General features: G+C 33.2%; 26 protein-coding genes. 7 read left to right on the top strand and 19 right to left on the bottom strand.

The window, feature by feature from the left end; genetic code table 11:
• The first annotated feature begins 9 nt into the window (after positions 1-9).
• Genes ACNRYB_RS03400 through ACNRYB_RS03380 form a run of 5 tightly spaced genes read left to right on the top strand, consistent with a single transcriptional unit; the run spans position 10 to position 4,115 of the window.
• Entirely contained in the window at positions 10-849 is an 840-nt protein-coding gene (locus ACNRYB_RS03400) for an ADP-ribosylglycohydrolase family protein (protein WP_473729230.1), read from the top strand.
• Positions 850-889: 40 nt separating this feature from the next.
• Positions 890-1,453, top strand: coding sequence for a 2OG-Fe(II) oxygenase (locus ACNRYB_RS03395; protein WP_473729229.1), 564 nt, complete (start codon positions 890-892; stop codon positions 1,451-1,453).
• On the top strand, positions 1,453-2,184 hold the full coding sequence (locus ACNRYB_RS03390) for a metallophosphoesterase family protein (RefSeq protein WP_473729228.1): 732 nt from the start codon (positions 1,453-1,455) through the stop codon (positions 2,182-2,184). The genes ACNRYB_RS03395 and ACNRYB_RS03390 overlap by 1 nt, the downstream gene beginning before the upstream one ends.
• Positions 2,185-2,186: 2 nt before the next feature.
• Positions 2,187-2,639: a nucleoside 2-deoxyribosyltransferase domain-containing protein gene (locus ACNRYB_RS03385; protein WP_473729227.1), complete on the top strand. Its 453-nt coding sequence runs from the start codon at positions 2,187-2,189 to the stop codon at positions 2,637-2,639.
• A gap of 6 nt (positions 2,640-2,645) precedes the next feature.
• Positions 2,646-4,115 carry a nicotinate phosphoribosyltransferase gene (locus tag ACNRYB_RS03380; protein ID WP_473729226.1) on the top strand — a complete coding sequence of 490 codons (1,470 nt, stop codon included), beginning with the start codon at positions 2,646-2,648 and terminating at the stop codon, positions 4,113-4,115.
• Positions 4,116-4,363: 248 nt separating this feature from the next.
• Here ACNRYB_RS03380 and nadD read toward each other — a convergent pair whose 3' ends face one another.
• From nadD to ACNRYB_RS03360, 4 genes are all read right to left on the bottom strand, one after another.
• The gene (gene nadD / locus ACNRYB_RS03375; protein WP_473729225.1) at positions 4,364-4,945 is read right to left on the bottom strand and encodes a nicotinate (nicotinamide) nucleotide adenylyltransferase; all 582 of its coding nucleotides are present in this window, start codon (positions 4,943-4,945) and stop codon (positions 4,364-4,366) included.
• A gap of 108 nt (positions 4,946-5,053) precedes the next feature.
• The gene (gmk, locus tag ACNRYB_RS03370) at positions 5,054-5,626 is read right to left on the bottom strand and encodes a guanylate kinase (RefSeq protein ID WP_008465369.1); all 573 of its coding nucleotides are present in this window, start codon (positions 5,624-5,626) and stop codon (positions 5,054-5,056) included.
• A gap of 68 nt (positions 5,627-5,694) precedes the next feature.
• Complete coding sequence (locus ACNRYB_RS03365; RefSeq protein WP_473729224.1) at positions 5,695-6,555, bottom strand: YicC/YloC family endoribonuclease; 861 nt, start codon at positions 6,553-6,555, stop codon at positions 5,695-5,697.
• A gap of 104 nt (positions 6,556-6,659) precedes the next feature.
• On the bottom strand, positions 6,660-7,007 hold the full coding sequence (locus ACNRYB_RS03360; protein WP_129746680.1) for an arsenate reductase family protein: 348 nt from the start codon (positions 7,005-7,007) through the stop codon (positions 6,660-6,662).
• A 79-nt stretch (positions 7,008-7,086) separates the two neighbouring features.
• Between ACNRYB_RS03360 and ACNRYB_RS03355 the strand changes: the two genes are divergently transcribed.
• A complete protein-coding gene (locus ACNRYB_RS03355; RefSeq protein ID WP_354590875.1) occupies positions 7,087-7,542 on the top strand; it encodes a DinB family protein in 456 nt (151 codons plus the stop codon).
• Positions 7,543-7,573: 31 nt separating this feature from the next.
• On the opposite strand, the gene ACNRYB_RS03350 is transcribed toward ACNRYB_RS03355, so the two are convergent.
• The 6 genes from ACNRYB_RS03350 to ACNRYB_RS03325 all read right to left on the bottom strand — a co-directional run bounded on the left by ACNRYB_RS03350 (position 7,574) and on the right by ACNRYB_RS03325 (position 14,490).
• Positions 7,574-8,062 (bottom strand): septal ring lytic transglycosylase RlpA family protein, encoded by a 489-nt coding sequence (locus ACNRYB_RS03350; RefSeq protein WP_129746678.1) that lies wholly within the window; start codon positions 8,060-8,062, stop codon positions 7,574-7,576.
• A gap of 91 nt (positions 8,063-8,153) precedes the next feature.
• Positions 8,154-8,576, bottom strand: coding sequence for a hypothetical protein (locus ACNRYB_RS03345; RefSeq protein WP_129746677.1), 423 nt, complete (start codon positions 8,574-8,576; stop codon positions 8,154-8,156).
• Positions 8,577-8,683: 107 nt separating this feature from the next.
• Positions 8,684-11,341, bottom strand: a complete 2,658-nt coding sequence (locus ACNRYB_RS03340; protein ID WP_473729223.1) for a TonB-dependent receptor — start codon at positions 11,339-11,341, stop codon at positions 8,684-8,686.
• Positions 11,342-11,671: 330 nt separating this feature from the next.
• Positions 11,672-13,315, bottom strand: coding sequence for a glucose-6-phosphate isomerase (gene pgi, locus ACNRYB_RS03335; protein WP_473729222.1), 1,644 nt, complete (start codon positions 13,313-13,315; stop codon positions 11,672-11,674).
• Between the two features lie 117 nt (positions 13,316-13,432).
• Positions 13,433-13,918 carry a lipocalin-like domain-containing protein gene (locus ACNRYB_RS03330; protein WP_473729221.1) on the bottom strand — a complete coding sequence of 162 codons (486 nt, stop codon included), beginning with the start codon at positions 13,916-13,918 and terminating at the stop codon, positions 13,433-13,435.
• Positions 13,919-13,929: 11 nt separating this feature from the next.
• A complete protein-coding gene (locus tag ACNRYB_RS03325) occupies positions 13,930-14,490 on the bottom strand; it encodes a short chain dehydrogenase (RefSeq protein ID WP_129746673.1) in 561 nt (186 codons plus the stop codon).
• Positions 14,491-14,585: 95 nt separating this feature from the next.
• Between ACNRYB_RS03325 and ACNRYB_RS03320 the strand changes: the two genes are divergently transcribed.
• Complete coding sequence (locus tag ACNRYB_RS03320) at positions 14,586-15,428, top strand: AraC family transcriptional regulator (protein WP_473729220.1); 843 nt, start codon at positions 14,586-14,588, stop codon at positions 15,426-15,428.
• A 16-nt stretch (positions 15,429-15,444) separates the two neighbouring features.
• Here ACNRYB_RS03320 and ACNRYB_RS03315 read toward each other — a convergent pair whose 3' ends face one another.
• The 9 genes from ACNRYB_RS03315 to ACNRYB_RS03275 all read right to left on the bottom strand — a co-directional run bounded on the left by ACNRYB_RS03315 (position 15,445) and on the right by ACNRYB_RS03275 (position 25,477).
• The gene (locus ACNRYB_RS03315; RefSeq protein WP_129746671.1) at positions 15,445-16,065 is read right to left on the bottom strand and encodes a hypothetical protein; all 621 of its coding nucleotides are present in this window, start codon (positions 16,063-16,065) and stop codon (positions 15,445-15,447) included.
• Between the two features lie 9 nt (positions 16,066-16,074).
• Positions 16,075-16,683, bottom strand: coding sequence for a hypothetical protein (locus tag ACNRYB_RS03310; RefSeq protein WP_473729219.1), 609 nt, complete (start codon positions 16,681-16,683; stop codon positions 16,075-16,077).
• Between the two features lie 48 nt (positions 16,684-16,731).
• On the bottom strand, positions 16,732-17,952 hold the full coding sequence (locus tag ACNRYB_RS03305; protein WP_473729218.1) for a peptidoglycan DD-metalloendopeptidase family protein: 1,221 nt from the start codon (positions 17,950-17,952) through the stop codon (positions 16,732-16,734).
• A 25-nt stretch (positions 17,953-17,977) separates the two neighbouring features.
• Positions 17,978-18,919, bottom strand: coding sequence for a tryptophan 2,3-dioxygenase family protein (locus tag ACNRYB_RS03300; RefSeq protein WP_129746668.1), 942 nt, complete (start codon positions 18,917-18,919; stop codon positions 17,978-17,980).
• The gene (locus tag ACNRYB_RS03295; protein ID WP_129746667.1) at positions 18,919-19,689 is read right to left on the bottom strand and encodes a DUF3108 domain-containing protein; all 771 of its coding nucleotides are present in this window, start codon (positions 19,687-19,689) and stop codon (positions 18,919-18,921) included. The genes ACNRYB_RS03300 and ACNRYB_RS03295 overlap by 1 nt, the downstream gene beginning before the upstream one ends.
• 298 nt (positions 19,690-19,987) lie before the next feature.
• Positions 19,988-21,148 (bottom strand): 4-hydroxyphenylpyruvate dioxygenase, encoded by a 1,161-nt coding sequence (hppD, locus tag ACNRYB_RS03290; protein ID WP_008465353.1) that lies wholly within the window; start codon positions 21,146-21,148, stop codon positions 19,988-19,990.
• 79 nt (positions 21,149-21,227) lie between these two features.
• Positions 21,228-21,587, bottom strand: coding sequence for a four helix bundle protein (locus tag ACNRYB_RS03285; protein WP_473729217.1), 360 nt, complete (start codon positions 21,585-21,587; stop codon positions 21,228-21,230).
• 141 nt (positions 21,588-21,728) lie between these two features.
• Entirely contained in the window at positions 21,729-22,886 is a 1,158-nt protein-coding gene (locus tag ACNRYB_RS03280; protein WP_473729216.1) for a homogentisate 1,2-dioxygenase, read from the bottom strand.
• Positions 22,887-23,206: 320 nt separating this feature from the next.
• On the bottom strand, positions 23,207-25,477 hold the full coding sequence (locus tag ACNRYB_RS03275) for a patatin-like phospholipase family protein (protein ID WP_473729215.1): 2,271 nt from the start codon (positions 25,475-25,477) through the stop codon (positions 23,207-23,209).
• Between the last annotated feature and the right edge of the window lie 3 nt (positions 25,478-25,480).

Here is a 25,480-nt window from a genome sequence, read left to right as displayed (position 1 = left end):
ACAACAATTATGATTTTAGAAGCAGCAATAGGCGATGCATACGGTGCGGGTTTTGAATTTAGAGATTTAGATTTTATTTCTAAAAACAATAATTTGACTCAGTATGATAAACACGGAATGTACACAGAGATTTACAAAAAATATACTGATGATACTCAAATGGCAATTGCGATTTCGGAATTGCTGCTTGAAGATGATAATTGGAACGAGATTAAAGTTGCAGATAAGTTTGTTGAGGTATTTCACAGAGATAAAAGACGTGGTTATTCAGATCGAGTTTACAATGCTTTGGATGCCAGTAAAAATGGTTCAGATTTTATCAAAATAATTGATAATGGTAGCAGCGGAAATGGCTCTGCAATGAGAGCATATTCAATTGGACATTTAAAAGATATCAAACAAATACTTGAGTTTTGCGAGATTCAGGCGAAAACTTCCCATAATACAGTTGAAGGAATAAGTTGTGCTAAACGTATAGCGTTGGCTGTTCATTATTTCAAGTATAATCTGGGAGATGGATCTACTCTAATAGATTTTCTGAACGCGACTTTAAAAGAAAGTGAAAACTATAGAATTACTTCTCCAATCGATATGCACGGATATCCAACAACACAAGCTGTAATTAAAATGGTTTCCGAAGCTGTTTCTATGAAGGATTGCCTAAAAATAGGAATAGGTTATGGCGGAGATACTGATACAGTTGCAGCATTGTCTATGGCAATTTTAAGTCAGAAGCAAAATTGTGAGAAGACGTTGCCATCATTTCTTTACGAAGAATTAGAGAATGATACATTCGGAAAAGATTTTCTAATAAAATTGGACGTCACTTTGAATAATAAATTTAGTTAATCGTGAAAAGAACTTTTTAGTAATCATAAATGTATTTGTTATGCTAAATATTATTAATGAAGGATTGGAAATTTATACGATTGATAATTTTCTCACAGTTGAGGAATGTAATCAACTGATAGAACAAAGTGAACAAATGGGCTTTGAAGAAGCGGAAGTTAATGTTGACGGCGCACAAAAAATGATGAAAATGGTTCGAAATAACGAGCGTATTATGTACGAGGATCATGCGTATGCTTCTTTACTGTGGCAAAAATTAGAACCTTTTATCAAACCTGAAATAGAAAACAGTATAGCTTCGGGCTTAAATGAAATGTTTCGATTTTATAAATACAATCCTAGTCAGCGATTTAAAATGCATCGTGACGGCAGTTTTAAACGAAATGACTCAGAATCTAGCTATTATACTTTCATGATTTATTTGAATGAGGGATATGAAGGTGGAGAAACCAAATTTGCTTCAGGAGAAGTTATTACGCCTAGAACAGGAACAGCGCTTATTTTTGAACACAGTCAGCGTCATGAAGGAGCAGCTTTGATTTCGGGAATAAAGTATGTTTTAAGGAGTGATGTTATGTATAAACTGAAAGACAATAACAATTAATGAAAAGAACCTTAGTTTTTGGAGATATTCACGGCGGATTAAAAGCATTAATTCAGTTATTGGAAAGAATTGATTATACAGAAAATGATCGTTTTATTTTTCTAGGAGATTATGTCGACGGTTGGAGCGAATCTAAACAGCTGATTGATTTCCTTATGGATTTATCCCAAAAACAAGAATGTATTTTTATAAAAGGAAATCATGATACTTGGTGTCAGGAATGGCTAGAAAATGATATCATAAATGATATTTGGTTTTTGCATGGAGGGAAATCGACTATAGAAAGTTATAAGGAAATTGATTCTTCTAATAAAGAAAAGCACCGTAATTTTTTCAACTCAATGAAAGATTACTTTGTAGACGAAAACAATAATTTGTTCATCCACGCTGGATTTTCATCTATGCATGGTCCAGAAAAAGAACATTACAAAACCAATTATTCGTGGGATAGAACGTTGTGGGAAATGGCTTTGACAATGGACAAAAGAATCCAGAAAGATTCACTTTCATACCCAAAACGATTACTGCTTTTTAATGAAATTTATATTGGTCACACACCAACACTTCATTATAATGTCGAAATTCCGATGCAAGGATGTAATGTTTGGAATATTGATACTGGAGCAGGTTTTTATGGTAAATTAACTTGTCTGGATGTTGAAACGAAAGTTTTTTGGCAAAGTGATGCTGTACAAACATTTTATCCAAATGAAAAAGGAAGAAATAAATAGTCATGAAGAAAATTTATAAAGCACCAGAAGAAATTCCCTTGCAAATTGATTTAAAAACCATTTTCTTAGCAGGTTCTATAGAGATGGATAAAGCGGTTGATTGGCAGAAAAAATGCGAAGAATTACTGCAAGATCAATTTGTTGTTTTTAATCCAAGAAGAAATGAATGGGATAGCAGCTGGTCACAAACCATAGAAAATCCTAATTTTAAAGAGCAAGTCAATTGGGAACTTAATGCATTAGAAAAAGCAGATATAATTATTATGTTTTTTGCAGAGAATACAATGTCACCCATATCGTTACTAGAATTTGGACTTTATGCTCAAACTAATAAAATGAAAGTAGTTGTAGAGGAAAATTTTTGGAGAAAAGGAAACATCGATATTGTATGTGAGAGATATTCAGTAGAACAGTTTAAAACATTGGATGAACTAATTCAAAATTTATTAAAATAAAAATATATGAACCCACTATTATTAACCGATGGTTACAAAGTTGACCACAGAAGACAATATCCAAACGGAACAACATTAGTATATTCTAATTGGACGCCTCGTAAATCAAGAATTGAAGGATTGGATGAGGTTGTATTTTTCGGATTGCAGTATTTCATCAAAAAATATATTATTCATGATTTTGAAGAGTATTTCTTTAAAAAATCAAAAGAAGAAGTTGTGGCTAAATACGCTCGTAGAATCAATAATTATTTAGGTGAAAATCAAGTTGGAACTAAACATATCGAAGATTTACACGATTTGGGATATATTCCGATGGTCTTTAAAGCTTTGCCAGAAGGAGCAAGCGTGCCGTTGAGAGTGCCAATGTTTACAATGTATAATACAATTCCAGAATTTTTCTGGTTGACAAATTATTTCGAAACCTTACTTTCTGCAGTGATCTGGCTTCCTTGCAATTCTGCTACAATTGCAAAAGAATATAGAAAAGTCTTAGATAAATATGCAGACCAAACTTCATCTGTTCCAGAATTTGTAGACTGGCAGGCACACGATTTCTCAATGAGAGGAATGGGCGGAATTGAAGCGGCTTTAACTTCTGCAGCTGGACATTTGTTGAGCTTCACAGGATCTGATACAATTCCTGCGATTGATTTCTTAGAAGAATATTACAAAGCCGATTCAGATCAAGAATTAGTGGCGGGTTCAGTAGCTGCGACAGAGCATTCTGTAATGTGTATGGGAACGACAGAAGGTGAGTATGAAACTTTCAAAAGATTAATTACAGAAGTATATCCAAAAGGAATTGTTTCTATTGTTTCTGACACGTGGGATTTATGGAAAGTTTTAACTGATTATTTGCCAAGATTGAGAGAAGATATCGTTGCAAGAGAAGGCAAAGTAGTAATTCGTCCTGATAGCGGTGATCCAGTTGATATTATCTGCGGAAATCCAAACGGAAAAACAGAACAGGAGAAAAAAGGAGTTATCGAATTGCTTTGGGATGTTTTTGGCGGTACAACAAATGCTAAAGGATTCAAAGAATTGGTTCCGCAAATTGGAGCGATTTATGGAGATAGTATTACAGTAGCAAGAGCCACTCAAATCTGCGAAAGATTAAAAGAAAAAGGATTTGCTTCTACGAATGTGGTTTTAGGAATTGGATCTTTCACGTATCAATACAATACTAGAGATACTTTCGGATTTGCGATGAAAGCAACTTACGGAGAAGTAAACGGAGAGGGAAGAGCAATCTTCAAAGATCCGATTACAGATGACGGAACGAAAAAATCTGCCAAAGGATTGATGAAAATTGATTTAATCGACGGCAAGTATCATTTAACTGATAATGTTTCTTGGGAGGAAGAAAAACAAGGTGAATTGAAAGAAGTTTTTAGAGACGGAAAACTTTTAGTTGATCAATCACTGAGCGAAATCAGAACGAGAGTAAAAAGCGAAGTGAGCATAGAAGCTTAATTATAGCAAAAAGCCTGAATTTAAAATTCAGGCTTTTTTTATGATTTGAGTTTTTTGCGTTTTGTTTTGTCATTTCGACGAAGGAGAAATCTTCGCAAGAAACTCTACAAAGATTGGCGTTTTACTATATGGAGCTACTTGCGAAGATTTCTCCTTCGTCGAAATGACAAGATTGCGTAGGATTATTCTTTCGAGAATAACAAAAAACCTCCAGTTAAAACTGGAGGCAATTCAAATTTTTAAATTCTTTATTTCTTATAAAAATTATTATGATCTATATATTCCCAAACCTTCGGCGGTAATAAAGGCTGAATATTTTTACCTTCTTTAATGCTGTTTCGAATAAAAGTAGAAGAAATCTCTACTATCGGCGCATCGATTACATGAATTTTGGGATGCGATTTTAATTCGACATTTTCAGGTTCGTCAGAAATTCTTGGATATACATAGATATCATGATTTTCAAGAATCACTTCATAATTTCTCCATTTGTGAAGCGTTTTCAAATTGTCTTCACCCATTATTAAAGAAAATTCATGATTTGGATATTTCTCTTGTAAATGAGCGAGTGTAATCACTGTATAGCTTGGTTGAGGCAATTTAAATTCAATATCCGATGGTTTTATTTTCGGATAATCTTTTGTTGCCAGATAAACCATTTGAAGTCGTTGCTGGTCGTCTAACAAAGTCGCTTTCTTTTTTAACGGATTATGTGGCGTAACAACCATCCAGATCTGATCTAAATCGGCAAACTCAGCCATATGATTGGCAATGATCAAATGACCAACATGTATAGGATTATATGTTCCGAAGTAAAGACCTATTTTCATTTTTTATAGTTTCGCAGAGAGTCGCTAAGATAGCACAAAGATTCGCAAAGTTTAAAAAACCTTTTGCGAATCTCCGTGTTTGTCTTTGTGAATCTTTGCGTAATAAAATTACTTATTTACGAACTCTTTCACTAATTGATATGCTTCTTCTTTAGCAGTATCTAAATCGTAGTTTTTAATAATGGTATCAAATTGAGGAGCAGTTGCCAATTCAACTGAAGCTTTTGCAATACGCATATTAATTTTGTCTTCACTTTCTGTAGAACGTTGTTTTAATCGGCGTTTTAATTCGTCAACACTAGGAGGTTTAACAAAAACAGCTAAAGTTTCTTCTGGAAATTTATGTTTAATGCGAAGACCGCCAACCACGTCAATATCAAAAATGACATTTTTTCCCAAAGCCCAGATTCTTTCAATCTCCGATTTTAAAGTGCCATAGAAATTGTCGCGGTAAACTTCTTCCCATTCTAAGAAATCCTCAGCTTTAATGTGCTTTTTGAATTCTTCTAGCGAAATGAAATAATAATCCTTTCCGTGTACTTCTTCACCGCGTGGTGCACGCGATGCTGCCGAAATCGAAAATTCAAGATTTAAATCTTCTTGTCCTAATAAATGTTTTACGATAGTTGTTTTTCCTGAGCCTGAGGGTGCCGAAAAAACAATTAATTTTCCTTTGTTCATTGTGTATGCTTTAAGCTTTAGGCAGAAGGCCTTAGACTTTAATTGATTTTGTTTTTAGCTTATGGCTTTTACAGAACATTCAATACTTGCTCCTTGATTTTCTCTAATTCATCTTTCATCATCACGACCAATTTCTGCATTTGAGCATGATTAGATTTAGAACCCATAGTATTAATTTCACGACCCATTTCCTGAGTGATAAAACCAAGTTTTCTTCCGTTAGCTTCAGAACCATTTAAAGTTTCCAAGAAGTAATCTAAATGATTTCCTAAACGTACTTTTTCTTCTGTAATATCTAATTTTTCTAAATAATAGATTAATTCCTGCTCAAAACGATTTTCGTCAACATTAACTTGCAATTCTGAAATTGCAGTTTGCAAACGATCTTTTATAGCTTGTATACGCTCTGGATCAAGTGCCAATGTATCGTTCATATATTGGCGAATGTTTCCAATTCGGAAATTGAATTCTTTTTCAAGTGCTTCTCCTTCATCTTTTCTGAAATTTAAGATGTTTTGAAGTGCTTCGTCAATAATTACCTGAATTTGCTCCCAATCATTTTCATCAATTTCTTCGCGTTCTGTTTTTAATGTATCTGGCATACGCACGGCCATTTTCATTAATTCAGTTTCGTCAGCATCGGGATTTACTTCTTTTAATTGTGTAATATAATTTTTTACAACAGGTACATTTACTTTGGTTGAAGTCTGCTCTGCAGTGCTTTCTACATAAATTGCAAAATCGATTTTACCTCTTTCCAGTTTGGTCGAAATGAGAGTTCGTAAACCAAGTTCCAATTCACGGTAAACCGATGGCATTCTTACATTCAAATCTAAACCTTTACTGTTTAGGGATTTTACTTCAACGGTAATTTTTTTTGTAGGCAATTGCAAAGAAGCTTTGCCAAACCCTGTCATAGATTGTATCATATAATTGAGTATAAAGGCGCAAAGATAAATAAAAGTTTGCTCTATTTAGTTGGAAATTAGTGTTCAGTAGCAGTTTTCGGTTTAACAAGAAAAAAAATAGCTTTTTAACTCAGAGCATTTATCACTTCGGCTACATTTTTTTGGCTGTTGCCAATGTATATTTTGCCATCAATAATAAAAACTGGACGACTTAAGAAAGTGTAATGTTCCAGAATGTATTTTTTAAAATCCGCTTCTGTTAAAGCTTGGTCTTTAAGTCCCATTGACTTGTATAACTGTGCTTTTTTGCTAAATAATGCTTCGTAACTTCCTGCTAGTTTGTGCATTTCTTCCAATTGTTGTTCTGTAATTGGATCTTGTTTAATATCTTGAAAAACTAAATTGTTTTCAGGTAAACTTTTGATGATTTTTCTGCAGGTATCACAAGATGATAAATAATATATTTTGTTCATTTTTTTATGGATTTGTTAGAATGCAAAGAAAATCCATTTAAAACTTAAAAATGACTAATTTTAGAAAAAAAATAAAATTATGAGTTCAGTTTTTGATGTACAAAAAACAATTAGAGAAGTTCTATTGAAAATCTTAGATAGTCATTCATTAGAACAATTAAACAAAATTCCAGATGGTTTCAGCAATAATATTATTTGGAATATGGGCCATTGTATTTCTTCGCAACAGGTTTTGGTCTATAAATTATCTGGTCTTCCAACAATGGTTTCTGAAGATTTCGTTAACAAATATAAAAAAGGGACTAAACCCGAAGGGGATGTTTCTCAAGCTGAGGTTGATGAGATTAGAACGTTGCTTTCAACAACATTAGAAAAAACAAAAAATGATTTTGAAAGTGGTCTGTTTGTTAATTATCATGAATACACTACTAGTATCGGATTTACACTTCGCCATATTCAAGGTGCCTTAGATTTTAATAATTTTCATGAAGGGCTTCATACTGGAGTTATAATGTCAATAAAAAAATTCGTTTAAATAAAAATTCCCGCTTTAAGCGGGAATTTTTTTATTCTATTATGGTTTCGATGGTAACCTTCATTGCTCCGGCACCTTTGCTTTTGGTAATATCCATAAAAGCTCTTTTAGACAAATCGATTTCGCGGGTTTTTACAAATGGACCGCGGTCTGTAATTTTTACGATAACAAATTTGCCATTGGCTTCATTGGTTACTTTTACTCTAGTTCCAAAAGGAAGTTTTTTGTGAGCTGCTGTGTAGCTGTTGTTGTTGAATCGGCTTCCGTTAGCGGTTCTTTTTCCATTAAAACGATCTGCATAGTAGGAGGCATGAGCGTTTTTTTTGTATGGTCTAAGTTTTAAACCTTTGTCAGTAAAAACAGAATCCGGCAATGGGATAATTGTTGGCTTTACATTCTTAACAGTATCTTGAATAATTTTAGGTTCTGTTGTAGGTTTGGTCTGGCTTATCATGTAGGTAAAGCCGCTAATTAAGGTTAAAGCGATTGTGGCGAATAAAATTTTTGTTTTATTTCTCATGGGTTATTTTTTTTCAGACTTGGGGGGAGTTTGTACAAATAATATGCCGAGATAAAAAAAGCCCTGATGAAGGGCTTTTAATTGGTATTTTTTAGAACCAAAGGTTCCATGGAATTCTACTTAAAATAAGCAATAATCCTAATGTGTAAAAAATAGCAAAGGTTTTAAATTTAGCTTCGCTATTAACTAATTTTTTATGTTTAGACCATCCGATAGTGATTAGGATGATAGCAATAATGTTAATTAGAGGGTGCTCTAATGATGTTAATCTTAGTTCTGCATTAGACATTTGTCCAAAGGCTGCTTTTCCAAGCGGAGAAACAAAATATAAGATTAAACCAATCAATAATTGAGTGTGTGTGCCAATTAAAGCAAATAAAGCGATTTTACGATCTTTAGCTGTAAATTCTTTTTTTGAAGTTACTCCGATAATTGCGTTAACAACAGCTACTAGTAGAAGAAGCAATGCTAAGTATGCCCAGCCAGAGTGAAATTTTTGTAGAAAATTATACATAAGGGGTGTTTTTTGTTCAAAAACAAATATAACAAAAAAGGCTATAAAAAAACGGCATTAAACTTAAAAGTCAATGCCGTTTTTATTATTTATTTAGAATCTAAATATTAGAAGTTGTAACGTAAACTAAAGTTCCAAGTTCTTCCTAAACCAAAGAAACCAGTATTTGCAACATTGATTCCTTTATAATTTGTAGAAGTTGCTGTTGTAGCTGTAGCAGTAGTTAATTCAGATAAATAAACTTCATCAAATACGTTGTTAACATTTACTCTAAATCCGATAGAATCGTGTTTTCCTTTTCCAATAAACAATTTGTATGAGATACCTGAGTCAACTAAATCATAGCTTGGTAACTCTAAGTTGTTTTTTACAGCACCAACATTTGAGTATAATTTATCATAATATCTCCAATCAGCGTCGATAGAAAGGTTTTTAACGAATTCATATCTGAATCCTAAACCGTAAGTAACTTGAGCACCGTCTCCAACTTTTCCACCATCAACATCTTGTTGTGTCTGATCTAAAGTAGATAAGCTTTCGTCTCTTATTGTAGTTACTACATTGCCTTTATATTGCCAGTCTCCAATCGAAAGGAATCCTGTTAAATTAAGATTGTGAGTTGGTTTTGCTACGAAATCTAACTCTACACCAGTGTGAACTTGTTCAACACCTTCATTAGTTTTGTAGATTAAATCACCTAATTGTAACGAAGGATATTTGATAACGTCAGCAGCAAGTGCAGTTGTAGATGTTGTTGTAACTCTGTCTTTCCAAGAAGTTCTATAAGCATTAACACTTGCAGTTACTATTTTTGAAGAGAAAGTATATCCAGCTTCAAGACCAAATATTTTTTCGTTTTCTGTTAATGGATTAACAGCATTTGTAAAGTTCAAATAGATGTTATCGTGGTATGGTTGACGGCTGTAATAACCAGCATTTGCATAAACTGTGTGTTGTTCAGCAAATTTATAGCTAGTTCCTCCTTTTACGTTGTATCCTACGTTATTAACTTTTTTAGAGTCTTGGTTTTCTGGTAAGTAATCAAATCTGTCAACTCTACTATGAGATTGATTTGAAAGTGATCCTTGGAAGAAAGCAGAGAAGTTATTATTTGAATATTCTAACTGGCTAAATACACCACCGTAAGAAATAGTTTCTCCGTAGTCATAATCGATTCTTTGATCTTCTGCAATTGTGTTGAAAGTTGCTGGCCAAGGTAATGCTCTTCCAGTTTCTGTAACATAATTACTTTTCATAATACCAGTTGGGGTACTATTACCATCCTTAAGGTTTCTTGTATCAGTCCAGCTTGATAATCCCATGAAATCAGAAACTTGTCTAAAATGCGTTCCTTTGTAAGTTCTTAAGTCAAGACCAACATTTAAAGCTAAATTATCAGTAAGTTGGTTTTTTAAGTTAGATACTAATCCATACCAAGCGTGGTTGTTAACACTAGCTCTAATTACATAAGCACCGTTTGTACTTCTACCATCAGCGTTTCCTTTGCCGTCAACTATCCCTTCGTTACTAGCAACTATTCCATCAAAATTAATTTGACCTCCAGCAGGAGTTGGCGGTTTAGTACCGTAGCTTCCGGTTCCTCCACCTCTTCCCCATGATCCGTATAATACGGTAGAAAGTTGTGTTTTATCGCTAATATCATAATCCCAGTTTAAGTTAGCAACTGGTTTGTGGTAGTAGTTTGTTCTTTCAGATTTATATTCTCCGTTTTGAGTACCCCAGTTATTGTTATACTTTCTTCCGTATTTTAAATAACTGTCAATAGATTTTGTAAAGTTTTGATCATGCCATTGTGGAGCACCAGTTAACAAGAAGTTGAAACTGTGTTTGTCATTAGCTTTATATCCAACAGAAACGAAGTAAGTTTGACCTTCACCTCTTGTTCCGTCATTGTATCCGTCACCTTGCCAGTGAGTAAGCATTACGCTGGTTCCCCATCCGCTTTTGCTCATACCTGTGTTGTAGGCAGCTGTAGTTTTGAAGTAGTTATCGTTAGCAACTCCTAAAGAAACAAAACCGCCCTCGCTTTTTTCAGTAGCTTTTGTAATGAAGTTTACAGTACCTCCTACAGAAGAGATAGCTAATTTTGATGATCCTAAACCTCTTTGGATTTGAACTGCATTTGCAATATCAGATAACCCAGACCAGTTAGACCAGTATACTTTACCATCTTCCATTCCGTTGATTGGTTGACCGTTTAATAAGAATGCTGTGTTATCTTGAGCAAATCCACGAACACTAATTCTTGAATCTCCGTAACCTCCAGATTGACCAGCAACATAAACAGATGGAGTATTTACCATTGTTTGTGTAATGTCTGCAGTACCAATTTTAGCTTGAATTTCAGCTGCTTTAATTGTAGAAACTGCGATAGGAGTTTTTCTGTCTTTGGCTAAGTCGATAATTCCCTTACCCATTACTACAACTTCGCCTAATTCGTTTGAATTAGAAGCTACTAAAGTCATAGTTCCTAAGTCTGTAGTTCCCCCGTTTGATACGGTAAATTTTACAGTTTGGTTGTCATAACCTAAAAAAGAGATTACAATCTCTCCTGTGCTTGATGGTGTAGTAAGAGTAAATTTACCATCAAAGTCTGTTGAAGTTCCTGTAGTAGATCCTTTGATCACTACATTTGCTCCTGGTAATCCACCTGTTCCGTCGGTAATTTTACCAGTAACTTTTCCTTGAGAAAATACGGTCGAAACTATCATAAAAAATAGTCCAGTCAGTAACCAATTTTTCATTTTCTTCATTTTGTTATTGAGTTTATTGTTTTTGGCAAAATTATAACAAATAACTCAGATAATGTTATCGAAATGTTAAGAAAAAGCAGTTTTGTCTTTTGTGCTGCGCATTAAAATGAATTTTTCTTTTTTCTTTAAAAAAAATATTGTTTTCTTGAATTTATCGAGAGCTTTTTTGTTAAATATGTAATTATTTGAGTGATGCTGTAAGTAGAAACGGGCAAATTGGCGGATAATTCTGCTTTTTGTCGGTATTTTATGTAAAAAACGTCCTAATTTTACTAGAAATTAGGACGTTTCAAAAGTTAGAGAATATTTAAAAAAATGTTTCTATTTATTTTTTAAGAAATGATTTAACAAAAACGTAGTTGAGCTATCGTGATTCTTAACAGTCTTAGAATTGATTTCATCTAAGATAGAATTTGCCAACTGTTTACCCAATTCAACGCCCCATTGGTCAAAACTGAAAATGTTCCAGATAACGCCTTGAACAAAAATCTTATGCTCATATAATGCGATCAATGATCCTAAGCTTTTTGGAGTAAGTTTTTGAATCAAAATAGTATTCGTTGGTTTGTTTCCAGTGAAGACTTTAAAAGGTAATAAATATGATGCTTTTTCAGTCGCAAATCCTTGTTTGTCAAATTCTGCCTGAACCTGAGCTGGAGTTTTTCCGTTCATTAAAGCTTCAGTCTGAGCAAAAAAGTTTGACATCAATTTATCATGATGATCTTCGTTTCCGTAAAGCGGTTTTACAAAACCAACAAAATCAGTCGGGATCAATTTTGTTCCTTGGTGAATCAATTGGAAGAAAGCATGTTGAGAATTAGTTCCTGGTTCTCCCCAAATAATTGTTCCTGTTTGATAGTTTACAGGTTTTCCGTCACGACCAACACTTTTTCCGTTACTTTCCATAAATGCTTGTTGCAAATAAGGGGCAAGTTTGTGCAGATATTGCGTGTATGGAATCAAAGCTTCACTTTCTGCTCCAAAGAAATTATTATACCAAACGCTTAATAAAGCTAAAATAACAGGAATGTTTTCATCAAATTCTGCCGATTTGAAATGTTCATCCATTTCATATGCACCACTTAATAAATCATTATAATTGTCAAAACCAACTGCCAATGCAATGCTTAGACCAACTGCACTCCATAAAGAAAATCTTCCTCCAACCCAATCCCACATTGGGAAAACATTATTTGGGTTAATTCCAAACTCAGTTACTTTTTGAATGTTTGTAGAAACGGCAACAAAGTGTTTTGCAATATCTTCTTGAGTAGCCGATTTTAAGAACCATTCTTTAATAGTCTCAGAATTTGAAAGCGTTTCTTGGGTGGTAAAAGTTTTAGAAACAATTACAAAAAGTGTTGTTTCTGGATTTAGTTTTTTGATGACTTCATTTACGTGGTCACCGTCAACATTCGAAACGAAATGTGTACTCAAGTGGTTTTTGTAAAACTGCAAAGCTTCAACAGCCATAACAGGACCAAGGTCAGAACCGCCAATTCCAATATTTACAATATCAGTAAAAGCTTTTCCGGTATATCCTTTTCTTTCTCCAGAAATTACTTCTTGAGTAAAGTTTTTGATTTTATTTTTTACTTCGTAAACTTCAGGAATTACATTTTCTCCATCTACTTTAATAACTGCAGATTCTGGAGCGCGTAATGCTGTATGTAAAACGGCGCGATTTTCTGTTTGATTGATTAATTCTCCACCAAAATATTGTGCAATTGCATCTTTCAATCCAATCGAGTTTGCTAATTCTAATAATAGCGAAACCGTTTCCTGACTAATATTATTTTTTGAATAATCTACTAAAAAATCATTCCATTGCAAGTTGAATTTTTCAGCACGCGCACTATCTTGTTGAAACAATTCTTGTATTGTGGTTTCGTGAATTGCGTTATAGTGGTTTTGTAGATTTTTCCACGCTTCAGTCCCAGTTGGGTTTGTTGTGTTTAAAGCCATTTTTATCTATAATTGAGTTTGTTTTCTGAAACACAAAAATACTGAAATAACTTTTAAAAGGATGACGGTTTGCAATTATATAACAATTAGTTACGAAAACGTTTTATGAAATGTAAGTCATAACTTTTTCCAGACAACTTCGGCTGTTACCGATTTTCCGCCTTGGGTAGTATTGGTCACCGCATATTTAAGTTCATTGTTTGTAAAAGTGTAAGATCTCTTTTGAATCGTGCTTTCCCAATTTGGAAAAGATGCCGTTTTTATTTTAAAAGTTATAGTCTTATTTGTTTCGTCAATTTCATATTCGCCAAAATGCGAATTGCTTCCTTGTACAATTGCTGCGTTTTCTTCGGGAGTGCATTTATTTTTATCTCCAGAAGCAATTTTTGCCCTTTTATCTTTATAAATCTGAATGGCATAATTTCCTTTTTCATCAAAGAACAAAAAGCCCTTCGGATTTGTATCATACGGAAGCGTTTTGGTTCCGTCAGAATTGGTGTTTTCAACCGAAGCCAAAGTCCATGAACCCGAAAAATTAGATTTGTTTTGAGCATAAATTGAATTTAAAATCAAAAGCAGTAGAATCAAAATTGCGTTTTTCATCTTTTGAAAGTTTAATAGTTTACTTTAATAATTTCTCCATTTATAGTTTCTTCAATACTCTTCGCATAAGCATTTATTAGATCTTCTGTCGGAATATCCGAGACTTTTGCTGGACTAATGGCATTTATTCTGATTCCTCTTTCCAATTCCAACGAAGTTGCCAGAACAAAACTGTTGATTCCGCCATTTACAATAGCTTTGCTTATATTGTTTTTCACAGGTTTGTCGCCCATTTTTCCTGAAGTGAGTGTAAATGATCCATTATCGTTTAAGTATTTTTGGCCAATTAAAACCAGATTAATTTGTCCAAGCAATTTGTTCTGAATGCCGATGTTTAATTTTTTTTCGTCAAGCGAAAGCAAATTACCTGTGTAGCAATCGCCCGCAACACAAATACAAGCATCAATGTTTTTTACTTCTTCAAATAATTTTTCAATCGAATTTGAATCTGATAAATCGATTCTGAAATCTCCGCTGTTTCTTCCAGCCGAAATTATTTCATGTTTTTTTGCAAAAGCCGGATGTAGTATTTTACCAATTTCTCCATTTGCGCCAATTAAAAGTATTTTCATTTTGCAGATTTTTAGTTTGTTATCTGAAACAAAATTAGGAAGTTAACGCTCGCTGGAAATTGTACTTATTGGTACTAAAATTGTATTTTTACATAATGACAAACACAAATTTGTATCTTCCTTTCGAAGTTGATTTTAAAGAACTGGCGCAGTTTCCGAAAACAATTCGGAAAAACAATTTCTTTGAATTGATTTATATTGTTGATGGAACAGGAATTCAGGTAATTAATAACAATACATTTCAGTACCGAAAAGGGAATATGTTTTTGGTAACGCCACAAGATGTGCATTCATTTGAGATTATAACGCCAACAAAATTCTTTTTTCTTCGATTTAATGAATATTACGTAAAAGCGAATTCTCAAAATGGGCAATCTGAAGCCGTTTTGCGAATGGAATATATTCTTCAAAATGCAAGCCATCGCCCAGGGTGCATTTTGAAAAATCAAATTGATAAACCTTTAATCGCTTCGTTAATTGACAACATAATCGGTGAATTAAGCAACCAGCAGATTTACCATCAAAAGATTATTGAGCAGATTGTGAATACAATTATTACAATTGTTGCGAGAAATATTGCTTTGAAACTTCCGAAGAATATTAAAGAAAAAACCGGAGAAATGGTTCTCGAAATTTTGCATTATATTCAAGAGAACATTTACAATCCAAAAGAATTAAAATCAGAAAAAATAAGCGACCATTTTAATATCACGCTTAATTATTTGGGTAAATATTTTAAGAAGCAAACGGGTGAAACGCTGCAAGAATATATTGCAAACTATAAATTGAGATTAATTGAAGCCAGACTTTTAAATAGCGATATGCGAATTAATGAAATTGCAGACGAATTAAATTTTTCTGATGAAAGCCATTTAAATAAAGTCTTTAAAAAGCATAAAGGAATGAATCCTTCTGAATTTAGAAAAAGATATTCTTAATAATTAAAAAGTTTGCTTACCAAAATTTCCACCAAGGCTTTTTATTGATTTCTATGATTTTCTTCGAAACATCGACATCAATTCTTTTTGGAGATTCAGTTTTAATCTTAGAATCGTCAAAAAATAATTCACCATTATCACTCATTCCAATTGGAGATTTTGTTCTTTCTTTCCAATTTTCAGTTTGTAATTCTGGAATTAAGTCAATATCGATTTTTTCGCGAAAGCGTTTTTGAGCTTTTTCTATAATTTCTTCTTCTAAGTTTGAAGATGAATTTTTGAAAAGTGAAATCGAATTGTCTGGAATATTCAGAAGAAAAATTTGTGTTTTGTCACCAATTTTCTGAATGTCCAATACTTTAAAATAAGCAATCGAGTCTAAAAGATAATGACCAATTTTTGCCGAGTCAGGATTAAATTTTGACAAATCTTTGGCATGCGCGCTTGCAATCAAATATCTGAAATTTCCAGAAAGGCCTCCGCCAATCGAACTCATGTCGGTAAAACCTTTTTCTTGAATAATTTGACCTACTTTATAATTTAAAATTAAATTTTCAGGAAGATTTGTATCTCTATAAAATAATTTTAAACCAGAAAAAGTTTCATGATACATGGTTTTGAGGCGTTCATTTTTCATGACTGTTTCTTATTTGAATTGAATTGTAACTAAGAAATAATGCGGAATATTAAAATGTGTTCCAAGATTTTCTGGTTTAACGTTTGACTGAACTACTTCGCAGTAAGAAGCACTTCCGTCTGCATGTTTAGTTGGAGTAATAATAGCAAGGATTGGTGTTTCTTGATTGGCGTCAATATTCAATTCTGTTTTATTTCCAAAAAAATCTTTTAAGGTATAATCGTCAGAATCACTTTTTAGATTAAAGTACGATTTTTTACTTCCAAATCTTACACCTCTGATATAAGTCTTTAATTTTCCATCGGCTATCTTAAATAGAAAAGTAAGAGACTCTTTATTTGATTTTATTTTGAAATAATCAGTTTCTCTTCCGTCAAAAAGTAAAGATGTATTTACAAGTTTGCCATCTGAAAATTCTTGTAGATTGATAACATATTGTTTTCCTTTTAAATCTTTTCCTTCAAAATAGAACTGCTCAAGATATATTTTTTCAAAATCAAGTAAATTCTGAATTTCACTATTCTTACTTCCGTAAATGTTAGTTATTTTAATGTTGTTTTGGGCAAAAGAAAAATTTACTGCCAAAGTAAGAAGCAGAAGTAAGTTTTTGAATTTCATATAGAATTGCTTGTTGGTTTTATTTTTTGCTAAAATAAAGATTTATTCTTACAAATTTCCAATGCTATCCAATTCTCTTTTCAAAGGTTCAATCTGAGTCATAAAGCGAGTTCTGTCATTTCCTGTCAAAGATTCTCCTGTTGGTAGATTCAGACGAAGTGCATCAACTTGTACGCCGTTTTTCCAGAAACGATAGCAAACGTGCGGACCAGAAGCTAAACCTGTACTTCCAACCAAACCAATTGTCTGGCCTTGCGTAACACGTTGTCCGCGACGAACCAAAATTTTAGACATATGTAAATATTGGGTAGAGTAGGTTCCGTTGTGTTTTACTTTTACAAAGTTTCCGTTTCCTGCTGTATATCCAGTAGTTTCTACAACTCCCGATGCCGTAGTAGAAATTGGCGTTCCTGTTGGAGCCGCATAGTCAGTTCCTTTATGTGCTTTCCAAGTATGCTGTACTGGGTGAAATCTATTCATGGTGAATCGAGAAGTGATTCGGCTGAATTTGATTGGCGTTTTTAGGAAGAAGTTTTTAAGCGTTTTTCCTTGATCGTCATAATATTCAATCTTTCCAGAAGTAGTGTCTCTTTCAAAAGGAAAAGCATAAACGATTTTGCCTTTATATTCAAAAAATGCGGCTTCAAGATCTTCAACTCCGTCATACGTTTTTCCGTTAATGAAACGTTCTGTGAAAATTAATCCATAGCGATCTCCTTTTTTTAGTTTGAAGAAGTCAATAGACCAAGAAAATACTTTTGTAATTCTGCTTGCCAAAGCGGTTTCTACACTTTCATTTCCTAAAGTTTCGGATAATGAACTTTTTAAAACTCCGCCAATCATTTTTCGTTTTAAAGTGACAGGTTTTATTTTTTTATAAGCTTTTGCAATGCTGTCTCTTAAATCTATAACATAATAACTTAAAGCATCTGGCTGATAGATAAAAACCTGAAGATTATTGGTTTTGTTTTTAGAACGAAGTAAAGTAAATGGTTTGCCATAACGAATGCTTCTGACATTGAAAGAATCTTTTACCTGTTCAACAATCTCATTTACTTTTTTGTCTCCAATATTTTGGCTTTGAAGAATGGAGCCAAAAGAATCTCCTTTTGAAATAGTGTCATTAACAATATTAAAGTCTGCGTAATTAAAACCGAATTCTATTTTTTTGGTTGCTGGTTTAGTAATTTTTGCTTCTACTTTTTCTTCTTCTTTTTTACATGAAAAAATAGAAAACAAGACAATTAAAATTACGACTGCTTTTTTCAAACTTTATAAATTTTTTGTGGTGAAATTAGACATCAGTTTCATTTCCCCAATTGGACAATTCTTCTTCGGTCCACAATTTAGGAAAAAAGATGCGTCTTTGGTATTTTGGGTGCATATATTTTTGCCAATCGCTTCCGCCTGTAGCTTCGCCATTGCCTTTTCCGCTTTCTAAGATGTATTTTCTTGCAGTATTAAGGTGTTGCATTACCCAAGTAATATTTACTGTTTTGTCGTAATGGCGCATTGCAGCAATCAGTTCTGGATTTTGCTGATCTTCGACTGGTAATTGAGTAAATTTTTGCCAAATGTTTTTTGTTTTAAACGATGCCATTTGTCTTAAAAACTGCTCTTTATATTTCTTTTCAAATTCATTCAACAAATATGATTTTTCGCCAGTGTGATAATCTTTTCCGGCAGCTTGCCAATAAAGGTGTTCAAAGCTGGTTTCTAAATCGGTATTTTCATCAAAGTTTGCTTTGTATCTGCGGTCTGTTAAATTTATAACATCAGTCGACGCAAATTCGATCATTCTATATTGTGCACTCTGGAATCCGCTGGCAGGAGTAAGCGTGTTTCTGAATTTCATGTATTGATCTACTTCCATTCCATTTTCCATAATGCTGAACGAATTGGTAAGCATATCAAAATATCTTGTAATTCTTGATAATCTTTCACTGAAAAAATCAACCTGAATGTTTTCTGTTTCTGCTATCTGATCAATTTCCCACAAGATCATTTTAAAGATTAATTCGTTTACCTGATGGTACATAATAAAAACCATTTCATCAGGAAGTGTAGTGCGCTGAATTTGTAAATTTAATAGTGCATCAGTTTGAATGTAATCCCAGTAAGTGATTGGTTTAGCCCAAAGCAATCCTTCTAATTGAACATCAGTTTTTTGATTTATGGCTTGAAATTTAAGGTCAATTTCTTTTAAAATTGCTTCAGAATGATCTGTAGGGTTCATTATTTTTTTGCTTTAAGTGGACTTTGCAATCCTTTATATTCATCGAGATCGGCCTTAAGAGATCCTACTGCCAAATCTGCTTTAATTCTAATTGGAACTTTGTTTACATCGTCTGTTATCCAAAGTGTTAAGCTCTCTTTTTCTTTAAACACTCTACCTGTTTGTACCAATGGTTTGAATACCATCGTAGAAACCGTTCCAAATTTAGTCGTAATATCTTGACGACCTACATATTTTAACTTAAATTTTGTGATTTCGTCATCAAAAAACATATCGATTGTAATGGCTTCACCTGATTTAAGTTTGTCAATGTTTGGGTGATTTCTCAAATAGTAAAATGCAGAAACAATATCCTGTACTTCTTCTGAAACCATAATGGTTTTTTCTGATTTGCGCTTATAGTCTTTTACTAAAACTTTGTTTTCACTTTGATTAAAAAAACCTTCTTGATTTTTGGTGTAACCGCCTTCATCAATTTTTCTAACATAACGATATGGTTTTCCCGTTTCTTTGTCAAAATAGCTTTCATATAAATCTTCTACTTTGAAGAAAAATTTGGACATTCCGGTTGTGTAACCCTTTCCAACAGAGTGGTATACCTTTTTATTATTTATGGTCGCATCTTTAACTTCTAGAGTTGCATATCCAGCATTTACAAATCCATAATGTATTCTAAATTTGAAATATTCTCCAGTATCGAAAGCATCTTCTTTTTGAGGAGCAAAAGAAAGTATTGTTAGTGCTAATATAATGAGGATGAGCTTTTTCATAGTACATTCTTTACGTTTTATTATAAAGGTAGATAAATGCAAATTCTATTCCAAATGTATCAAAACAAAAAAACTCAGTCAAAGATGACTGAGTTTTTATGCTATTAACTAACCAAAAAACTATAAATTATGAAATTTATATCAATTCGGAAGGAAACCACCCCTTCCTGATTTGCGAGTGCAAAGATAGATAGAAAGTTCAAAAATAAAATAGCAAAAGTCAAGTTTAACATAACATTTGCAAAAAAAGCATCGTTTTTTGGAGAATTATACGGTTTTCTATATGTAAATTAACATTTTATAGCGTTCCTCTCAATTCTTGCTCTCTTTCGATAGATTCAAAAAGGGCTTTAAAGTTACCTGCACCGAACCCTTTTGCACCCATTCTCTGAATAATTTCGAAGAAAAGTGTCGGTCTGTCTTGAACTGGCTTGGTAAAAATCTGTAATAAGTATCCATCTTCGTCTGCGTCTACCATGATTGCCAATTTTTCGATTTCGTTCAAATCTTCTTTCATCATATCCATATGAACACCCAATCTTTCTGGAATTGCTTCATAATAAGTATGAGGAGGAGCAGATAAAAATTCAACACCGCGTGCTCTTAATTGTGATACCGTTTTAATGATATCATCTGTAGCAATAGCGATATGCTGAATTCCAGGTCCGCCATAGAAATCTAAATATTCCTCAATTTGAGATTTTTTCTTTCCTTCAGCTGGTTCGTTGATTGGGAATTTAATTCTTCCGTTTCCGTTTGACATTACTTTACTCATCAAAGCAGAATATTCTGTAGTGATTTGTTTGTCATCAAAAGATAGGAAATTCACGAATCCCATCACTTCTTCGTAGAATTTTACCCAAGTATTCATCTCGTTCCATCCCACATTTCCAACCATGTGGTCGATGTATTTTAATCCTGTTGGTTCTGGATTAAAGTCAGATTTCCATTCTCTGTAACCTGGCAAGAAAACTCCGTTATAGTTTTTTCTTTCTACGAAAATGTGAACCGTTTCTCCATAAGTGTAAATTCCAGAACGAACTACTTGACCAAATTCATCTTCTTCAACGGTTGGTTCCATAAAAGAACGCGCACCGCGTTTCATAGTTTCTTCGTAAGATTTTGTAGCATCTTCAACCCAAAGTGCAGCCACTTTTACTCCGTCGCCGTGTTTTTTCAAATGTTCGTTTATTGGAGAATCGGCCGTTAAAGGCGTTGTTAAAACAATTCTGATTTTGTCTTGTTTCAAAACATAAGATGCTCTGTCTCGCACTCCAGTTTCTAATCCGGCATAAGCCAATGATTGATACCCAAATGCAGATTTATAATAATGTGCTGCTTGTTTTGCATTACCTACATAAAACTCTACATAATCTGTTCCTAATAATGGAAGGAAATCTTGCGCTCCTTCAAATATTTTTTCTAATCCGTATTCTACTGATTTTACTTCTTTGCTCATAATTAGATAATTTGATAATGAGAAAATGAGATAATTCTTGAAATGCGTTAATTTTCTAATTGACACATTTTCTAATTTTCTAACTCCTCCTTGATGTTGATATTATTTTATTTAAAATTTTTAAAATTTCTGAAAGATCATTTAATAAACGTTTGCAATTTGGATATTCTCTATGGGCATCACATAAAAACAGCCAATATTCGGTTTCGTCTGCTTCTTTAATTGCAATTTTTAATTTATGAATAAAATCTGCTTTGCTTTCTGCGTTTTGTGATTCTTTTGAGTTTGCTCCAATTGATGTTCCGCTTTTTAATAGTTGATTTGCAATTACGAATTTCTTTTGATCTTGAAGTTCTGTTGTGTAATCAATTATGTTTAGTGCGAAATTGAAAGTCTTAATTAAAAGAGCGTTGTCTTTGTATTTTTCGTTAAAAGTCATTTTGGGCAATTAGATAATTAGTCAATGTGTTAATGAGATGATTTTTATTTTGTAAGTTTAAAATTACAATAATTGTTTTAATTATTTAATTTATACGCTTTGCAAAGTATTATCTAATTGACAAATTGCCACATTTTCTAATTATTCAGTCCACGATTTATAGTACTGACCATCGTCAAGTCCCATAGCTTCTTCAGTAACCATTAACGGACGGAAAGTATCCACCATAACAGCTAATTCCTGAGTTTCTTTGTGACCGATACTACGTTCCATTGCGCCTGGTGCTGGTCCGTGCGGAATTCCTTTTGGGTGTAAAGTGATATGACCTTGCTCAATATTATTACGGCTCATAAAATCACCATCAACATAATATAGTACTTCGTCAGAATCTATATTGCTATGATTGTACGGTGCCGGAATAGCTTTTGGGTGATAATCGTAAAGTCTAGGGCAGAATGAACAAACAACGAAAGCTGCTGTTTCAAAAGTTTGATGTACTGGAGGAGGTTGATGAACACGTCCAGTTATAGGTTCGAAATTGTGAATTGAAAATCCGTATGGGAAATTGTAGCCGTCCCAGCCCACAACGTCAAACGGATGTGTGGCATAAACCACTTCGTGAATCATTCCCTCTTTTTTGATTTTAATTAAAAAATCACCTTTTTCGTCGTGCGTTTCCAATTCGCTTGGCAAAATAAAATCACGCTCGCAAAATGGAGAATGTTCTAAATGCTGACCAGATTGGTTTTTATATCGTTTTGGAGTATAAAAAGGAGAATACGATTCTACATAAAAAAGTCGATTATCTTCTGTTTCAAATTCTATTTGGTAAATAATGCCACGCGGAATAATTAAATAATCGCCATATTCAAACGGAATATTTCCTAACATGGTTCTTAATTTTCCTTTTCCTCTGTGAATGAAAAGCATTTCATCAGCATCAGCATTTTTGTAGAAATAATTTCGAAGCGATTCTTTTGGAGCAGCCAAACCTATGATGCAGTCTTTATTAACCAACATTGCTTTTCGGCTGTCCAGAAAATCATTTTCAGGATTCAATTCAAAACCTTTAAAAAGAAGTGATTTTATATTTTTTCCGATTGCAATTTTAGGTTCAACTGAATAGGAATTTAAAATTTCTTTGACCTGTGTTGGTCTGTGTATGTGATATGATAACGACGAATGCCCGTGAAAGCCTTCGGTTCCAAACAATTGTTCGTAGTAAAAACCTCCATTTGGTTTTTCAAATTGGGTGTGTCGCTTTTGAGGAAAATCCCCAAGTTTATGATATAGTGGCATGGCTTTTTCAATTAGATAATTAGTAAATTAGATAATTCGAAAATTTGAATTGCAGAGATAAATAATCGGTTCAATTTTTTGTAATTGACTGATTATTTCAATTCGATAGAGCCATTACTCAGGATTTCTCTTGATGAGGAATTGAAGATACTCTAATAAACCTGTCCAATTTGTTTTCATTATAACAAATGTCGTAATTTTTTCGGAGTAAAAATAAAAATTATATTATTTATAACTATAAAATAACTTAGTTTTTTTGATATAATTTTTAGGATGTAAAAAAATAGGCAGAATTTATTGAAGTATTCTCGATTATACTACTAAAATTGAAATCCTATACTAAACCACGTAAAACTTTTTGACATTTCTGGAGACCAAGATTGTTTTACTTCTATAGGGCCAATTATAGTTTCTAAACCATAACCAATTGCGTATCCTGTATATTTTGGCATAGAGACCCAATCGACAGAAGAGAAAATGTCATCTCCTAAATTGGCAAAATTAGCTGATATATTGATGTGGTTTTTTTTGAAGATTTCGTAATCAATATTAATATCAGTTTTAATATAACTGTTGCCGGCAATACTTAGAAAGTCATATCCGTAGAAATAATTAAAATTATTTATTTTGTTGTAGCCATAACCTCCAAGTATAAAATCAAAAAACGGAACGCTATCGCTGCCAATATTAAACCCAGCATCGGCTCCAAATTTTATAGTTGCTTTTCTAAATAACGGTCTAACAATTGATACTTCAGCTTTTGCAATCGAAAATGGTTTAAATTTATTAGTGTAATCTGATGATGCCATGTAAGTCTGCAGATCTGTAGAAAAGTACAATCCAGAACTTGGATAATATTTTTCATCTAACGAATCGTATTTTAAATAGGCAAAGGCGCTAAAATAATTGCTTTTCTCAATTATGTTGTCCTCATTGGCAAGTGTAGGCGAATTGATTTTTAGATATTTATATTCTAAACCACCGCCCATTAAAAATTTCTGCACAAAAATAGTTTGAAAATAAGCCTGATTATTTATGTCCATGAAATCAACATTAATAAGATTGACATTTGGGGTTTCTTTAAGAACACCGCTCAAACTGGTAGTTACATTTCGGTTAAATTGATTCAATCTAGAACGGAATCCAAAACTGATGTTAAAACCATTTTCGACATAATAGTTAAAATCATATCGGAAATTATCACCCAAAATGATATCAAGCGAAGTAACATCGTTTTTTAAGAAAGTCTTTTTATGCGTAAGATTTAATAAAACGGCACTTTTGTAAAGGCCATCATAATGAAGTCCAAGTTTAAGGTAAGTCTGCGTTGGGTTTTCTCTTAAAACCAAATCCAAGTTGTCTTTGTCTCCATTTGGCTGAAGGCAATAGGAAATTGTACTAAAGTTTTGTGTTGCATTTAAGTTGTTAATTCCAGCTTTAAGACCATCATAAGTTATCGTGCTTCCTGGCTTGAAACGAAGTTTACCGCGAATATATTCTTTGGTATAATTTTCTAATTTATCCGTATTTATGTCTTGAATATGAAGTGTATCTGTGGCAACTTTTAATTTTGGTTTTTTATAAAAGTTGTTTTCGTCTGTCAATGTTTTGAGTTTTTCGTAAACAGCAAAGGCCGCTTCTTCACCTTTTCTGACGATTTCTTCTCCTCGATCAAATGAAATAACACCAAAATCGCGAATATCGGGTTTGATATAAACATCGGTATCCTTTCTTTTGTTTTTCATTTTCTCGATAGATTGCAGATTGGTAATCTGAACCAAAATTCTCGTGGCATTTTTCAGGTTTTTTCTTTTCAGCAAATCGTCCTGAACGTCGACACCAATAATAATATCTGCGCCAAGATTGCGAACTTCTTGTATAGGGTAATTGTTTACAACGCCGCCATCAACAAGAAGATTTCCGTCAATTTCTACTGGAGTAAATAGGGAAGGAAAAGCAGCACTTGCCATCATTGCTTGAACGAGATTTCCTTTGTTTAGTAAAACTTCTTCGCCTGTTTCAATATTCGTTCCGATACATAAAAATGGAGTTGGCAGTTTGTTGAAATCACGAACATGGCGCACGTTTCTAGTTAAACTGCTCAATAAATTATAGTTGTACATTCCTTTTGAAAGGGCTTCTGGAATGCCTATTCTGAAATTGCTAAATGGTAAAACAATTGCATAGAGCTCATCATTCTTTTTGCCATAAAAGTTTTTGGATGAACGCGGAATATAATCGTTAATTAATTCGTCAAAATTGGTCTTTTTAAAAATAGAATCAATTTGTGAAGCGTTGTAGCCAGAAGCATAAAGTCCGCCAATTACAGATCCCATACTGGTACCGCCGATATAATCAATTTTGATTCCGGCTTCTTCCAAAACTTTTAAAACTCCAATATGAGCAAAACCTTTGGCGCCACCACCGCTAAGAACCAAACCAATTTTGGGTCTTTTAACACTGTCTTTTTTAATTTCCTGTGTAAAAGATTTTTGCGAAAATAAAAATAACAGCAATACAACAAATGAGAATGCGCGCGAGGAAACTCCTTTGAACCAAATTTTTGAAATGTACAGTTGGAATGAACGCATAAA

Source organism: Flavobacterium sp. CR10, assembly GCF_055814415.1.
Note: the sequence above shows the minus strand (reverse complement) of the source record. Positions and strands in the feature narration are given on the sequence as shown.